This is a genomic window from Mesorhizobium sp. M0715 (assembly GCF_040320355.1).
GTDB lineage: Bacteria > Pseudomonadota > Alphaproteobacteria > Rhizobiales > Rhizobiaceae > Mesorhizobium.
Genome location: NZ_JAMYPL010000020.1, coordinates 1 through 14,439 on the forward strand (window position 1 = coordinate 1; position 14,439 = coordinate 14,439).

The window sequence follows — 14,439 nt, forward strand, 5'->3', positions numbered from 1 at the left end:
GAAAGGGCTGAGCCCTGTGCAATACAGAACCCAGCCCTTAAATCTGCCGGCACCTTAAACCGTCCAACTTTAAGGGGTCAGTTCAGATCAGCGGGATGTTTCGGAAGATGTCCACATAGGTGCGGCCGAGCAGCCGGGCCAATTCGTTCGAGGATGTCCGCGCCAGGCCGACGATCGTTCCCACGATCGTCGCCAGCGTCAGGCCGACGGTTCCCAGAAACAGCGTATTGATGATCCCGATGAGGAAGTACCACCAATAAGGATCGTTCGCCGTGGCGGGCAGCAGCGAGAAGTTCAGGTCCCAGCCCGTCGACTTGAACAGGAAGTCGAATCCGGAGGTGATCCCCTGCGCCGCCAGGTTCTGTCTGGCGATCGCAATGCCGGCAAGCACCATCGCGGCGATCGAGCCGACATACAGGACCTGCAACAGTGCGTTGCGGACTTTTTGATTTCTCAGCAGGCTGACCATTCAGAAATCCTTCCCGAATTGCCGCGCGGTCCCGCCCGGTGGGAGCCGGGCGGGACCTGGAGTGGGATGCGTTCAGAACGGATCAATCGACAACCAGCGGGAACAGGACACCGCCATTGTTCCACAAATTGGTCAGTTCGCGATCCATCTTGTAGGGCGAGTCCTTGCCGAGATCGCGATCGAAGATTTCGCCGTAGTTGCCGACGTTCTTGATCACCTTGTAGGCCCAGTCGTCGGAGAGCCCGAGACCTTTGCCCATGCCTGGCGTGACGCCGAGGAATTTGGCGACCTGCGGTGAGGTCGGCTTGGCCTTTATCTCGTCGACGTTCTTCGAGGTGATACCTTCCTGCTCGGCAAAGATCAGCGTGCTCAGCGTCCAGTTGGCGATGTCGACCCAGTTGTCGTCGCCTTGCCGCATGATCATGACTTCAGGCTCGACGGCGAGCACGTCGGGCAGGATGACGTGGTCGTCGACCTTGCTCTTGGCGATGCGCGCAATGGCCAGTGTCGGACCCCACTGCGCATAAAGATCGCAGCGTCCCGAGAAATAGGCCTGCTCGAGCTCCTCGGTCTTCTCGATGAGCACCGGTTCGAGCTTGATGCCGAGCTTGGCCGTATAGGCAGCGACCTGCTGTTCCTGCGAGGTGCCGGCGGGAATGCAGATCGTGCCGCCTGCGGCATCCTTGAGCGACTTGAGGTTCAGCTCCTTGTGCGCCATCACCTTGGTGGTCCCGAGATAGTAGGACATGGAGAACTGCAGCCCAAGTTCGGTGTCGCGGCTGAGCGTGCCGCCCGAGGCCTTGATGATGATGTCGACATCGCCGGACTGCAAGGCCGGCCAGCGCTGGGCCCAGCTGATCGGAACGACCTTCAGCTTCGCCGGGTCGCCGAACACGGCCGCGGCTACCGCCTTGCAGAGATCGATGTCCATGCCCTTCCAGTTGCCCTTGTCGTCCACCTCGGCGAAGCCGAGATAGGAGCCGTCATGGCCGGTGCAGTTCAGCATGCCGCGTGCCTTGACGGTTTCGAGCGTCTTGCCGCCGGCGGCTTCCGCCGGCGCCGCAAAATGTACGAGGCCAAGGGCCAGGGCCGAAGCCCCCCATTTCATCATTTTCATGTTCCGTCTCCACTGTTGAGGTTGTTTGGTTTCTTGTTGTTGGAGGCCCGAAAAGCGTCTTTCAGGCCTCGGTCTCGAAGCCGCTTCTAGTCGGAAAGCGGGGCCGGTTTCGGTAACGAGGAAATCGTGAGGTCGCCGCGCCAGTCCTGCTGAGCCAGCCATCGGTGAAGTGCGGCGACCGCCTTCACACGCAGATGTCCGCGCGGGACGACAAGATAGAAGCCCGGGACTTCCTCCGGCTTCATATCGGCAATGGCATCGCGGCCGATCGGCGCGACCAGCGTGCCCGCCCGGAAATCTTCCTCGGCATCGATGACGGAAACCAAGCCCACACCTATGCCTTGCAAGGTCGCCCGGCGCATGGTCGCGGCGTCGTCGAAGCTGATGCTGCGGTCGCCATCCGTCAGTTCCACGCCAAGGTGGCGCAATATGTCCGGCCACAGACGCTTCGACTTGACGGTGTCGAGCAACGTGAACTGTGTCAGATCATGCGCCGACTTGATCCTTTCGCCGATCGCCGGCGTGCAGCAGATGATCTTCGGATCCGGCACCAGCAACGTGGTTTCATAGCCGGACCAGTTGCCGTAGCCCCACTGGACCGTCATATCGATATCGTCGCGCCCGAAATCGGGCAGGTCGACCATCGTCGTCAGGCGCAGATCCGCGCCCGGCAAGATTTCCCGGAACAACGAAAGCCGCGGCAGGAGATAGTGCGTGGCGAAGTATGGGCTCGCATTCAGGTTGATGCGGTCCCGATAGTTCGACTTGGTGACGCGGCGAACGCCTTCGGCAAACTCGTTGAAGCCGGCCTTGACATAGTGCGACAGAAGAATGGCCGACTCGGTCAGTTCGATCGACCGGCCCTTACGCTCGAACAGCGTTACCTGGAGCGTATCCTCCAGAAGCTTGATCTGCTGTCCGACGGCCTGCGGCGTGACCAGCAATTCATCCGCCGCCTGCCGAAAGCTCTTGTGCTGCGCGACCGCGTGGAACACGCGCAGAGCATTCAGCGAGGGAAGGCGCAGCTTGCCGGTCATCGAAAATCCCGTTCCTTTCCCTGCTTGTGGCCGGTCGGTCATGCACTGCCTCGGTCATGCACTGCCAGAGTTCAGTCGCCTGCGGCGAAAGAGGCTCAGGCGTATATGTAACCACCTGAAACAATTACGTTTTCACCGGTCATGTAAGTGTTCTTGGGGCTGCCCGTCATCAGCACCCATTCGGCAATTTCCTTTGGCTCGGCACCGCGGCCGAGCGGGCTCGCCTTGGCCAGTTCCTCCAGGAAGCCGAGCGCTTTTGCCTTCTCCGTCGCCATGCCGGCCGGCGCCACCGAATTCACCAGAATGCCGTCCTTCGCCACGTGATGGGCAAAGGATCGGGTAAGGCTGACGACGGCGGCCTTGGTCGCCGCATAATGAGCGTTCTGCGGATGCGCCTTGAAGGCGTCGACCGAGGTCAGGTTCACGATCCGCCCGCGGACGTGGCTCTTCGGCTCCTGCGATTGCATGTGGCGAACCGCCGCCACCATCATGTGGTAGGTGCCCTTGATGTTGATGCCGTTGGAGGCATCCCAGTCGGCGTCGGTGATTTCGAGGAGCGGGCGGCGAGGGTAGATCGCGGCACAATTGATCAGCGTGTCGACGCGCCCGAGTTTCGAAACGATCGCCTCGAATGCGGCGTGGCACTGTGGGCCTACCTGGATGTCGCAAAGGGCGGTCGCGGTAGGCAGTCCGCTGGCCTTCGCGGTCGCCAGCGCGGACTCGGCGGCTTCCTGGTTGATGTCGATGATGCCGATCTTTGCCGCCCCGGCCTCGACAGCCATCTCGGCTAAGAGGGCACCGAGGCCGGCACCACCGCCAACGATCAGAACGGAAAGATCTTTCATCCCGGTTTTCCTTACTTGGTACCGCTTGGCGAGGTTGGCCAAGTCGGCATGATGTCGAAACGGGTAACGTCGGCCCATGCGGGGAGCCCAAGCACAGCGACGACCATCCTGGCCACGTCATCCGGTTGCACCACTTTGCTGGCGTACATGGCTGCGCGCGCGTTGGCGTCGAGGATGTCCTGGTAGAGCTGCGTCTCGACACGGCCGGCAACGATCTCGGTGACGCGTACGCCTGATGGGGAGAGGTCGGCGCGCAGCGCTGCTGCAAAGCCTGATATCGCCGCCTTGGTCGCTGAATAGACGGCAATGTTGGAGTATGCCGCGTGGCCCGCTGTGGAGCCGGTGAACAATATATGCCCGGACTGCCGCTCGCGCATTTGCGGGACGACGAGGCGCGTGAGCAGGATTGCCGCGCTGAGGTTCACCTCGAGCGTGGTGTCGATGTCAGCGATCTTCATATCGGCGAAGTTGCCGAGCGGCGGCATGACCCCGGCATTGTTGATCAGCACGTCGATGGTGAGATCCGCCAGGGCCGCTTCCAGGGCCTCGCGGTCGGTGACGTCGACGGCAATCGGCACGATGCCGGACCGCTGTGCCTGCAGCTCCTTGAGCGCGGCCTGGCTGCGCCCGACCGCATAGACGTCGTAGCCGGCGTCGCTCAGCGCGATCGCTATGGCCCGCCCTATGCCGCTCGTCGCACCGGTGATGAAGGCTGTCGTCACGTGGGCTTTCCTGATTGTCTGTTTTCAGTTTGCGGCCCGGGCCGATGCCGCGAAACCAAGAAAACCAGCAAAAAGGAAAGATAAACTTTCGAAAACTTCGAACGCCTCCAAACCTCCTTGGGGTGCTCGTATAACCGCAGCAGCCGAAAACCCAGGGAAACGCTGGCAAGCTGGCGCCTTCAGCCCTTGGGAAACCCGCGCAGCCGGTGACGGAACAAAAAACACGGCTTTCGCAACGGATGTCTAATTTTCGGCCCAGGCGCGCCGATGCGATCGAATTCGCGAGGCCTCACCCGCCTGTCGAGACAGGCCTTTTCATGTCGGTGAAAAGTGAGGCCGCCGCCGCCTTCTGCTCGGCTTCGATTGCCTCCACGCCAGAGGCTCGGGCCAGGGCGCGCACCCGCCCGAGGCTGTTGTGCAGGTGCTTGCGCATGGCTTGGCGGGCGGCGCGGCCATCCTGCCTTTCGATGGCGTCGACGATTGTCTTATGTTCGCTGTGTATGCGCGCGTAGTAGCTGTCCTTGAGTTCGGGCGTGACCAGATAGCCGAGCTGGAAGCGCGGCACGATCATCGGCCCGAGATAGCTTAGGAAACCGTGGATGAATTCATTTCGTGCCGCCTTGGCGATCGCCAGGTGGAAATCATAGTCGTAGTGGATCTGGACGACGGCGGGATCGGCCTGCTGGGCGTCGACCTGTTCCATCAAGGTGCGGATCGCGCTGGCTTCCGCATCGGTGCGCCGTTCCGCGCACAATCCCGCCGACTCCACCTCGACGCTCAACCTCAGCTCGAGCAGCGCAATGGTTTCCGGCAAGGTCCTGAGCGCTTCGTCCGGTATCGAGAAGTTGCGCGGCGCCGGCGTCTCGCTGACGAACATGCCGCGCCCCTGCTGCGGCACCACCAGGCCTTCGGAACGTAGTCGCGCCACAGCTTCCCGCACCACCGTGCGGCTGACATCGTACTCGGCGCAAAGCTCCGCCTCTGTCGGCAATTGCGCGCCGGGCAGCAGCTGTCCGGAACGGATCTTCTCGGACAGGCTCTCCGCCACGACGGTGGAAAGCGGCTTGCGCTTCGTCATCAGTCTCCCTCTCGCCAGATTCGGGATGATGCCCGAACCGGCAGGACCATTCAAACCGCCGCGGTGACGATCAGTTCGACCAGCATTCCGGGCTTCGCCATCCGTCCTTCGCCCGATGAGCGCGCCGGTGCGTGCTCCCCGGGCATCCAGGCGTCCCACACCGCGTTGACTTCGTCGAAATCCCTGATGTCGTCCAGCCACATCTGCACATGAAGGATGCGGGTCTTGTCCGTGCCCGCCTTGCCAAGCAGCGCATCGATCTTGCCGAGCACCTCGCGCATCTGGTCGGCCGCGGACTGGCCGGGCCTCGCGACCTGGCCGGTGAGGTAGAGCGTGCCGTTATGGATGACGCCGTGGTGGATGCGGGTATCGAAGTCGAAGCGCTGGATGTCGCTCACTGGCCGGATATTGCTCACTGGATTATCCTTGTCAGATAGCCGGCGTTTGCCGGATGGGATTTCCCTGCAGATATTGTGCGTAAGGCGCCTGAACCAGCCAGCCGGCGTCGACCGGCAAGGTGACGCCGGTAATCGAAGCGGCGCGCTCCGAGCAGAGGAACAATGCCGCCTCGGCGACATCGCGCGGCTCGACGAAGCGTCGCAGTGCCGTGGTGGCCTGTATGGCTTCGGGGTTGCGTTCACCCTTGGCGATCTTGGTCTTCAAACCATCGGAAAGTGTATAGCCGGGCGCGACCGCATTGACGCGAACGCCATGCGGGCCGAGTTCGGCGGCGAGGATCTGGGTCAGGGCCAGGACCGCATGCTTTCCCGGCGTGTAGGCCGGCAGCGACAGCGGCGCGAAAGAGGCGAGCGAGCCGACATTCAGGATCGCGCCTCGCCGGGCGGCCGACATCAGCCGGCCAAACACCTGGCACCCCAACAGCGTGCCGCGATAATTCACCCGCCACATCTTCTCGTCCTCGTCCAGATCCTGATCAAGGACGTACTTGCCGCTCTGCAAGATGCCGGCGCAGTTGACGACGACGTGAGGCGTGCCGAACCCGTCGCTGACAATCCGTGCCAGAGCCTCGACTGAGCCGCTATCTGCGACATCTGTCTGGACAAACAGCGCACGCGGCGCGCCTGCCGCCTGGCAGGAGCCGGCCGCCTCATTGCCCCTCGTCGCATCCCGGCCGGAGACGACCACATGATAACCGTCTTCGGCGAAGCGCTGCGCGATAGCGCGTCCGATGCCGGACGTGCCGCCGATGACGACGGCAGTCGGTGTCTCAGCCATGGCCACGGTCCTTGCCTTCGATGTCGAAGAATTCGGACATCGCCCGGACCTGGAAATCCATCATCGGGCGTCCCGGTTGAACGCGGCAGCCGACCCCCTTGGCCGCCCGCAGCAGAGCGGTTTCCGCAGGCTCCATGATAATGTCCACGACCGTCATATCCGGGGTCAGCCGGCTGACGTCAAGCGGCAGCGGATCGCCGGCATGCATGCCGACAGGTGTGGCGTTGATCGCCATATGCATGCCGGAAGGCTCGGCCTCTCCGACCTGGATGCGGCATTTCGGGAACGCGCGGCCAACCAGCGCCGCCAGTTTCCCGGCACGCGCCGTATCGATGTCGGTAAGGCGGATTTCGTCGGCGCCGGCTTCCGCGAGACAATAGGCTAGCGAGGCACCGGCGCCACCGGCACCGACTTGAAGAATGCGGCGGCCGGCGATCTGATGTCCGTTTGCCTTGAGCGCATCGATGAAGCCGACGCCGTCGAAATTGTCGGCATACCAGCTGCCATCCGGCAGCCGTCGCACCGAGTTGGCGCTTTCAACCCGCGCGGCGCGGTCATGGGCGGCGGAGCATTTGTGGTAGACGGCAACCTTGTACGGCACCGAAATGATCACGCCCCTGATATTCTCGGCTGCCGTGATGCCGGCCCAGAAGGTCTCGAAATCCTCCGGGCGGCAGCTCAAGGGCACCATGAGGCTGTCGAGGCCCTTCTGCTCGAAGATCTCGTTGAATATGCCGGGGCTCTTGGCATGGGCCACGGGATGGGCCAGCATCACGAAGATCTCGGCCTTGCCGGTTCCGCGCATCGGTTACTCCTTTTCTTTTGACAGTTCGTGGCCGCTCAGGATCTCCAGCGCCCGGACGAGAGACGAGTGATCGGCCTCGGCGCCACCTGGATGGCCTGAACAGGCATTCATCAGTTGCTGCGCCATGGCGGTGTTCGGCAGCGCCACGCCAAGGACGCGGGCACTGTCAAGCGCCAGGTTGAGATCCTTCTGGTGGAGCTTGATGCGGAAGCCTGGGGCGAAGGTCCGGTCGATCATGCGCTGGCCATGCACTTCCAGGACGCGTGAAGCGGCGAAGCCACCCATCAGGGCGCCGCGCACCTTCGTCGGGTCGCACCCGGCCTTGCTGGCGAAGACAAGCGCTTCGGCCACGGCCTCGATGTTGAGCGCGACGATGATCTGGTTGGCGATCTTGCAGGTCTGCCCGGCGCCATTCTGCTCGCCGATCGAAGTGACGTTCTTGCCGAGTGTCTCAAAGATCGGCAGCGCCCGCTCGAACTCGGCGGCCGGGCCGCCGACCATGATGGTGAGGCTTGCCGCCTTGGCGCCGACCTCGCCGCCCGAGACCGGGGCGTCGAGGTAGCCGGCTCCCTTCTCTCGCAGTTTCGCCGCGAACGCCGCCGTGGCGATGGGGCTGATCGAGCTCATGTCGACGACCAGCTTGCCGGCTGACAGTCCTTCCAGGACGCCGTCCTCGCCCAACAGGACGCGTTCGACGTCAGGCGTGTCGGGCAGCATGGTGATGATGATCTCGGACCGCCGTGCCACTTCGGCGGCGGACGCGACGACCGATGCGGTCAGGCCCTGCGGTAGAGGGGAGCGATTGAGAACGGTGACGATCTCATGCCCGGCATCGGCCAGGTGGCGCGCCATCGGTGCTCCCATGACGCCAAGCCCGATGAACCCGATCCTCATTCTCCAGCTCCCATTCGAAAGTCCGCACATCCCATCTTGCACCGTTTTGTAGCCATATGATATAGGACATCATACAAATTTCAGTCCAGATGATTGGAGATGATCGCAAGATGCAAGAACGCCTCAACACGCTGAAAGCTGCCACAGCGGCTGGCCAGGCTCACATCGGCATCTGGTGCTCGCTGGCTTCGGCGCTCACCACGGAGATCGTCGCCGGCTCCGGAGCCGATTGGGTGCTGATCGACGGCGAGCACAGCCCCAACCATCTGCGCAGCATCATGGCGCAGCTTCAGGTGATGGGCGGCTTCGACAGCGAGGCTGTCGTCAGGCTGCCCTCCGACGATCCCAATCTGATCAAGCAGGCGCTGGATATCGGCGCACGCAGCCTGATGATCCCCAATGTACGGACCGCCGATCAGGCCCGCGCCATCGTCGCGGCAATGACCTATGCGCCCGGCGGATTTCGCGGCTTCTCGGTCGGTCACCGCGCCAACGCCTTCGGCCGCATCGCCGGCTACCACGCCAAGGCGCGTGAGCAGCAGCTTCTCGCCGTGCAGATTGAGGATGAATTGGGCGTGGCGAATGCCGCCGAGATCGCGGCGGTCGACGGCGTCGACGTTCTCTTCGTCGGTCCCGGCGATCTTTCCACCAATATGGGCGCGATGGGCAATCCCGGCGCGGCACATGTCCAGGAGGCAATCTCGTCCGTGCGTCAGGCCGCAACGGCGGCAGGCAAGGCAAGCGGCATCCTGGCGCCGGCGAGGGCCGATGCCGACCGCTACCTTGCCGAAGGCTTCACCATGGTTGCCGTCGGTTCGGACCTTGGCCTTCTTGCGCGGGGCTCGGATGCCCTGATCGCTTTGTTCAACCAGTAGCTTGGAGTCGGAGCCATGGCGATCCCGCCTTACAAAGCGCCATCGCGCAACGCCTACGACATCGTCATCGTCGGCGGAGCGGTTGTCGGCTCGTCCACGGCCTACTGGCTGAGCCAGGCGCTGGGCAGCGGTGCATCGATCCTCGTGGTCGAGCGCGATAGCAGTTACGAGTTTTCATCGACAGCGCTGTCCACCAGCGCGATCCGGCAGCAATATTCCAATCCGATCAATGTGAAGATCAGCCAGTTCGGCATCGAGATCATCCGCACCTTCCAGGAGCGCATGGCACCCTTCTACAAGGACGAGCCGGCGCCCGATCTCGGCTTTCGTGAGCACGGCTATCTCTACTGCTGCTCCCCGGACGGCGTCGAAGCGGCCCGCGAGCGCGTCGACCTGCAGCGAAGTCTCGGGGCTCACACTGTCTTCCTCAAGCCGGGCCCGCTGAAGGATCGCTTTCCCTGGCTCAACGTGGATGATCTCGGCGGCGGTTCCTGGGGGGCCCGGGAAGAGGGCTGGTTCGATTCCATGGGGCTGATGAACGGTTTCCGCCGAGCCGCCCGCGCCAGCGGTGTCGAGTATATCGATAATGCCGTGACGGAGCTTGGCATCGCCAACGGGCGGGTCATCTCAGTGCGCCTCGCGACCGGCCAGACGATCGCCTGCGGAACATTGGTCAACGCCGCGGGTCCGCGCGCGCAACAGGTGGCAGCCATGGCCGGCCTGTCGATCCCGGTCGCGCCGTACAAGCGCTACAGCTTCGTCTTCGCCAGCGCCAATCCGATCCCTGGCCGGATGCCTAACGTCATCGACCTTTCCGGTACATTCGTGCGCCCGGAAGGCGAGCTTTTTCTCACCGGCAACACCCCGCAGGGCGACGGGCCGGCCGGCTACGACGACTTCGAAATGCAGTATGAAGAGTTCGACGAATATATCTGGCCGGCGCTCTGGCATCGCGTCCCGGCCTTCGATGCCCTCAAGGTCCAGACCAGTTGGACCGGCCACTACGAGTACAACATGCTCGACCACAACGGCATCGTCGGCTTCCACCCGCAGGTGACCAATTTCATGTTTGCCAACGGCTTCTCGGGGCACGGGCTGCAACAGTCGCCAGCCGTGGGCCGGGGAGTTTCAGAACTCATCGTTCACGGGGCTTTCCAGACGCTCGATCTGTCGCCGTTCTGTTACGAGCGCATAGAGCGCAACGAGCCGTTCCTCGAGGAAGCGGTGATCTAGGACGTAGACTCATTACCGCGTAGCCAGATGCGGATTGCGACGAGTTTGAGCGCGGTAAGATAGTTCTCAGCCAACTTGTCGTAGCGGGTTGCGATGCGGCGGAACTGCTTGGCTTTGTTGAAGAAGCGCTCAACCAAGTTGCGGCCTTATACAAGAAGGGGCTGAAGCAGATTGGGTCCTTGCGGTTGGCCTTGGGCGGGATGTTGGCCCATGCTTTTCGCTTGCTGACCGCATTACGCAAGGCGTTGGCATCATAGCCCTTGTCGGCGAGTAGCATGGCACCCTCCGGCAGATCCGTGATCAGGTCCGCTGCCGAGGCAATATCACTCATCTGACCTGCCGTGAGCATCAATTTGATCGGCATGCCTTTGGCGTCGACAAGAGCATGGATTTTGGTTGTCAGCCCGCCTCGGGAACGACCGAGACAATGATCTCGATCCCCCTTTTTTGCCGTCGCGCCCTGCTGGTGGACGCGAGCAATAGAGGTGTCGATCATCTGCACCTTGCCGTCATGGACTTTGATGATAGCCTCCATGAGGCGGTCCCACACGCCTGCTTTCCGCCATCGGACGAAGGGATTGTAACAGGTGGTGCGTGGACCATACCGCTCTGGTAGATCCCGCCAAGGCGCACCGGATCGCAGCACCAGAAGATGCCGTTTAGCACGCGCCGATCATCGACACGCGGCACCCTTCGTGGCCTTTTGGGCAAAAGTGGCTCGATCACGTGCCATTCGGAGTCGGTCAGGTCATATCGGCTCATGCAGAGTCTGGAATCAGATTCCGCTGCAATAGGAGAGCCGCCAGTCGACAATCGACCTCTTAGCGGACGTATTTGATCAATCCACAGGTGGCCGTTTTGGGGCTGCCGCAGCCACGAAGTCTTCACCTCGGAATTGCAGTGCCAGTGGTGTTCAGCCACCAGCACCGCAAGTACGGATGTTCCGCAGGGGTCGCTTAGTTATGGCCATTCTCGTCGATGGCGAGGGAACTCGAGAGCTCGCGATAGGCATCGATCTGCTGCTGCAGAATGGCAATCTTCTGCTCTGCCGTCGCAATGGCATCGGCACCGGCAAGGAAACGATGGGGCAGCACGTCCCCAGCCGCGAGCGTGATCAGTGCGTGCGCAAGCTTTGCGGGGTCACCCCCTTGCTTGCCGTTTTGAGAACGCCAGAAAGCGATCTGCGCCGTCCGCCGTTCGTTGTAGTCCTCGACGGAAGGCGCGGCATAGTTGGTCGACTCTTCCGTGAGAAGCTCGGTGCGGAAAAAGCCCGGGTTCACGATCATCGTCTCGATGCCGAACGGCACGACTTCGGTCTGCAGCGCCTCCATCCAGCCGTCGAGGCCGAACTTCGAGGCTGAATAGGCCGTGCAGAACTCGAAGCCCATTAGCCCGGCCGTCGAAGAGATCGAAATGACCCTGCCGGACCGCTGCTTGCGCATCGCTGGCAGAAAGGCCCGCGTCACGTTCATGGGACCGACGAGGCTGGTGCTGAGCTGCAGTTGCATCTGTTCGGCGGTCAGCTCTTCGAAATACCCGGCAAAGAAACTCGCCGCATTGTTGACCAGCACGTCGATGCGGCCAAACCGGTCAAGCGTTGCCTGGGCAGCGGCTTCGGCGTCGGCCGCGCTCGTCACGTCCAGCTTGACGATAAGGACGTTCTCGGACTTTCCGACGGCCCTTGCGACCTTTTCCGTGTTGCGGCCGGTTGCCACCACCTTGTGGCCCGCCGCCAATGCGGCCTTGGCGATATCCAGACCGAGGCCCCGGCCTGCGCCGGTAATGAACCAAACACTCATATTGCGCTCCTGTTCTCTAGGCCGCAGCTCGGCCTCGAATTCGGACGCGATGGCCAGCAGGGGCTGACGCCGCCCATGCCGGTATCCATCCGCCAGCGGACTGCGTCACTGCGGAAGGCCGGCGCCTTCGGTGATGATGCGAAATCCTTCGGTCGATTTGGTGAAAAACTGCCGGGCCGCCGTGTATTCCGGCGAGTTGTAGTAGCGCTGGGCGTCAGCAAGGCTCGGGAACTCGGCGATGGCTATCACCGATCTCGAGCTTCCTTCGATGGCAGTGACATTGGGGTTGTAGACGATCACCCGGCCGCCATACTTGGTGACGAGCGGCGAGGCGGCTTCGATGTACTGCTGAAACACCGCCTTATCCTTGATGTCATAGCTGCCGATCATGTAGGCGCGGGGGACGGCGCCCGTCGCTTCCTGAGCAAAGGCGGCAGGGCTCACGATCATGGTGAGGGCGGCGAGCGCGCCCACGATTACCTTCTTCATTTTGTTCTCCTTCGGTGGCCAGTTGGACGGTAGGCATTGCGCGGAGAGTTGCTCCGGACCGTCTGGCCTTGAGGTCAGGAAGTTAGCTCCTTTAGCGGCATGCAATTAGATGGTATAATCTGCATGGGCTTAGAAGTGGGGTTGATGAATGCGTCGCGACAGTCTGGATGACTTCCTGACCTTCATCGCCGTCGCCCGCGAGCGCAGCTTCACCAAGGCGGCCGCCAAGCTCGGGGTGTCGCAGTCGGCTCTGAGCTATTCGATCCGGACGCTGGAAGAGCGCCTCGGCGTTAGGCTGCTGACCCGCACGACCCGCAGCGTCTCGCTCACCGAAGCGGGGGATCGTCTGTTCCGAAGCATCGCTCCCAAGTTCGATGAGATCGCAAGCGAAATTGCCGCCCTCAGCGCCCTGCGCGACAAGCCGGCCGGCACAGTCCGGATCACCACCGTGGAGCATGCCGGCGAGACTATCATCTGGCCTGCCATGGTCGGGCTCATGCGCGACTATCCCGACATCAGGGTCGAGATCATCCATGACTACGGCTTGGCAGACATTGCGGCCGATCGCTTCGACGCGGGTGTGCGGCTTGGCGAACAGGTGGACAAGGACATGATCTCGGCGCGCATCGGACCAGACTTCCGCATGGCGGTTGTGGCAGCGCCTTCATACTTCGTAAGCCGCTCCCGTCCGGTCACGCCTGAAGACCTTGCCGATCACGCGTGCATACCCCTGCGACTGCCCACAGGCGGGCTCGCACCGTGGGAGTTTCGCCAGGAGGGGCGGGAGTTAAAGGTGCGCGTTCAAGGACACGCAGCGTTCAACACCCTCGCGATGATCCGTCAGGCCAGCCTTGAGGGATTCGGGCTCGCCTACCTGCCCGAGGACCTAGTGACCTCCCCCCTTGAAGAGGGTCGCCTGGTGCGTGTTCTTGAGGACTGGTGCCCACTCCGGCCGGGATATCACCTGTACTATCCAAGCCGGCGCCAACCCTCGCCGGCTTTCGCACTCGTGCTGGAAACGCTGCGCTACCGCGACTGAGTACGGTTGAAATAAGGATCGTCAGACCTTGGCGACCATGGCGCCTATCCAAGCAGCTCGGTACAGGAAGTCGGCGTCCGTTTCCCACCGATCCCGGTCTCCCCAATTTATGAGTTCACGGCCTAGGGCGAGATGATCGACCGTTTTGCTGCCATTCTCCGGTATTCGGCCCTGTTCAGAATATGACAGCACCGGGGCAACACTATCACACCTTCAGCACAAGCGCCCTGGTTGTCCTCCTGGCCTCGAGATCGCGATGAGCGTCGGCAGCCTGCGCCAGTAGGCGCCGACCGGCGGGCATGCATAGGCAATGCGGTCGCCGACTGAAAAGCCTGAAACCTCCGGGCCGACCGCTACGATGAGACCGGCGGCTTCAATGCCCGGAACGCCCGGCGGCTGCAGGAGGTCGAAATAGCCGGTCCCTGCAATAGACGTCGATGAAGTTGACCCCAATGAATGCGTGACGGATCTGGACCTCGCCACGCGATGGCGGCGCCAAGCCGATCTCCGCAAGCTGCAGAACCTCGGGTCCTCCGTGGCGCTCGACGAGGATTGCCTTGGTCCGTGTGCCCTGGGCGCCGGCTCCAGGCAACTCCGGCTGGGGTGCAAATTGGCGGAGAGAGCGGGATTCGAACCCGCGTTACGGTCTCCCGTAAACACACTTTCCAGGCGTGCGCCTTCAACCACTCGGCCACCTCTCCGTCCATGCATGTCGCGTCGGCCGGTTTCGCCGTGCGGGTTGGGGAGATGCACCTCCCTTGGGGCTGAGGCGTGGAAATCCGCGCCGGCGCCGCCAACCAG

The 14,439-nt window shown here is 62.5% G+C and carries 16 protein-coding genes, 1 tRNA gene and 1 pseudogene; 3 read left to right on the plus strand and 15 right to left on the minus strand.

What is annotated here, in order from left to right:
• Positions 1-82: 82 nt before the first annotated feature.
• The 10 genes from NKI21_RS22040 to NKI21_RS22085 all read right to left on the minus strand — a co-directional run bounded on the left by NKI21_RS22040 (position 83) and on the right by NKI21_RS22085 (position 8,203).
• On the minus strand, positions 83-469 hold the full coding sequence (locus NKI21_RS22040; protein WP_352867313.1) for an ABC transporter permease family protein: 387 nt from the start codon (positions 467-469) through the stop codon (positions 83-85).
• An 82-nt stretch (positions 470-551) separates the two neighbouring features.
• Positions 552-1,586 carry an amino acid ABC transporter substrate-binding protein gene (locus tag NKI21_RS22045; protein ID WP_023810153.1) on the minus strand — a complete coding sequence of 345 codons (1,035 nt, stop codon included), beginning with the start codon at positions 1,584-1,586 and terminating at the stop codon, positions 552-554.
• A gap of 86 nt (positions 1,587-1,672) precedes the next feature.
• On the minus strand, positions 1,673-2,623 hold the full coding sequence (locus NKI21_RS22050; protein WP_352867316.1) for a LysR substrate-binding domain-containing protein: 951 nt from the start codon (positions 2,621-2,623) through the stop codon (positions 1,673-1,675).
• A gap of 95 nt (positions 2,624-2,718) precedes the next feature.
• Complete coding sequence (locus tag NKI21_RS22055) at positions 2,719-3,468, minus strand: SDR family NAD(P)-dependent oxidoreductase (protein ID WP_127271850.1); 750 nt, start codon at positions 3,466-3,468, stop codon at positions 2,719-2,721.
• A gap of 11 nt (positions 3,469-3,479) precedes the next feature.
• Complete coding sequence (locus NKI21_RS22060) at positions 3,480-4,190, minus strand: SDR family oxidoreductase (RefSeq protein WP_352793502.1); 711 nt, start codon at positions 4,188-4,190, stop codon at positions 3,480-3,482.
• Between the two features lie 289 nt (positions 4,191-4,479).
• Positions 4,480-5,268 (minus strand): FadR/GntR family transcriptional regulator, encoded by a 789-nt coding sequence (locus NKI21_RS22065; protein WP_164761873.1) that lies wholly within the window; start codon positions 5,266-5,268, stop codon positions 4,480-4,482.
• Positions 5,269-5,318: 50 nt separating this feature from the next.
• A complete protein-coding gene (locus tag NKI21_RS22070; RefSeq protein ID WP_023810158.1) occupies positions 5,319-5,666 on the minus strand; it encodes a RidA family protein in 348 nt (115 codons plus the stop codon).
• 31 nt (positions 5,667-5,697) lie between these two features.
• Entirely contained in the window at positions 5,698-6,504 is an 807-nt protein-coding gene (locus tag NKI21_RS22075; protein WP_128303177.1) for an SDR family NAD(P)-dependent oxidoreductase, read from the minus strand.
• Positions 6,497-7,309 carry a shikimate dehydrogenase family protein gene (locus NKI21_RS22080; protein WP_127290682.1) on the minus strand — a complete coding sequence of 271 codons (813 nt, stop codon included), beginning with the start codon at positions 7,307-7,309 and terminating at the stop codon, positions 6,497-6,499. The genes NKI21_RS22075 and NKI21_RS22080 overlap by 8 nt, the downstream gene beginning before the upstream one ends.
• Positions 7,310-7,312: 3 nt before the next feature.
• Positions 7,313-8,203, minus strand: a complete 891-nt coding sequence (locus NKI21_RS22085) for a 2-hydroxy-3-oxopropionate reductase (protein WP_023810161.1) — start codon at positions 8,201-8,203, stop codon at positions 7,313-7,315.
• A gap of 110 nt (positions 8,204-8,313) precedes the next feature.
• Between NKI21_RS22085 and NKI21_RS22090 the strand changes: the two genes are divergently transcribed.
• Positions 8,314-9,078, plus strand: a complete 765-nt coding sequence (locus NKI21_RS22090; protein ID WP_128303178.1) for an HpcH/HpaI aldolase family protein — start codon at positions 8,314-8,316, stop codon at positions 9,076-9,078.
• A 15-nt stretch (positions 9,079-9,093) separates the two neighbouring features.
• The gene (locus NKI21_RS22095; RefSeq protein ID WP_352440886.1) at positions 9,094-10,311 is read left to right on the plus strand and encodes an NAD(P)/FAD-dependent oxidoreductase; all 1,218 of its coding nucleotides are present in this window, start codon (positions 9,094-9,096) and stop codon (positions 10,309-10,311) included.
• On the opposite strand, the pseudogene NKI21_RS22100 reads toward NKI21_RS22095, so the two are convergent.
• The 3 genes and pseudogenes from NKI21_RS22100 to NKI21_RS22110 form a co-directional block, all read right to left on the minus strand.
• Positions 10,308-11,073 (minus strand): annotated as a pseudogene (locus NKI21_RS22100) (IS5 family transposase). The gene NKI21_RS22095 and the pseudogene NKI21_RS22100 sit on opposite strands and share 4 nt — an antisense overlap.
• Before the next feature lie 194 nt (positions 11,074-11,267).
• A complete protein-coding gene (locus NKI21_RS22105) occupies positions 11,268-12,110 on the minus strand; it encodes an SDR family oxidoreductase (RefSeq protein WP_128303180.1) in 843 nt (280 codons plus the stop codon).
• A 105-nt stretch (positions 12,111-12,215) separates the two neighbouring features.
• Positions 12,216-12,599, minus strand: a complete 384-nt coding sequence (locus NKI21_RS22110) for a DUF1330 domain-containing protein (RefSeq protein WP_127290690.1) — start codon at positions 12,597-12,599, stop codon at positions 12,216-12,218.
• 148 nt (positions 12,600-12,747) lie between these two features.
• Between NKI21_RS22110 and NKI21_RS22115 the strand changes: the two genes are divergently transcribed.
• On the plus strand, positions 12,748-13,638 hold the full coding sequence (locus NKI21_RS22115) for a LysR family transcriptional regulator (RefSeq protein WP_128303181.1): 891 nt from the start codon (positions 12,748-12,750) through the stop codon (positions 13,636-13,638).
• 213 nt (positions 13,639-13,851) lie between these two features.
• Here NKI21_RS22115 and NKI21_RS22120 read toward each other — a convergent pair whose 3' ends face one another.
• Entirely contained in the window at positions 13,852-14,298 is a 447-nt protein-coding gene (locus NKI21_RS22120) for an alcohol dehydrogenase catalytic domain-containing protein (protein ID WP_128303255.1), read from the minus strand.
• Positions 14,250-14,339, minus strand: a tRNA-Ser gene (locus NKI21_RS22125). Before NKI21_RS22125 ends, NKI21_RS22120 begins: the two co-directional genes overlap by 49 nt.
• Between the last annotated feature and the right edge of the window lie 100 nt (positions 14,340-14,439).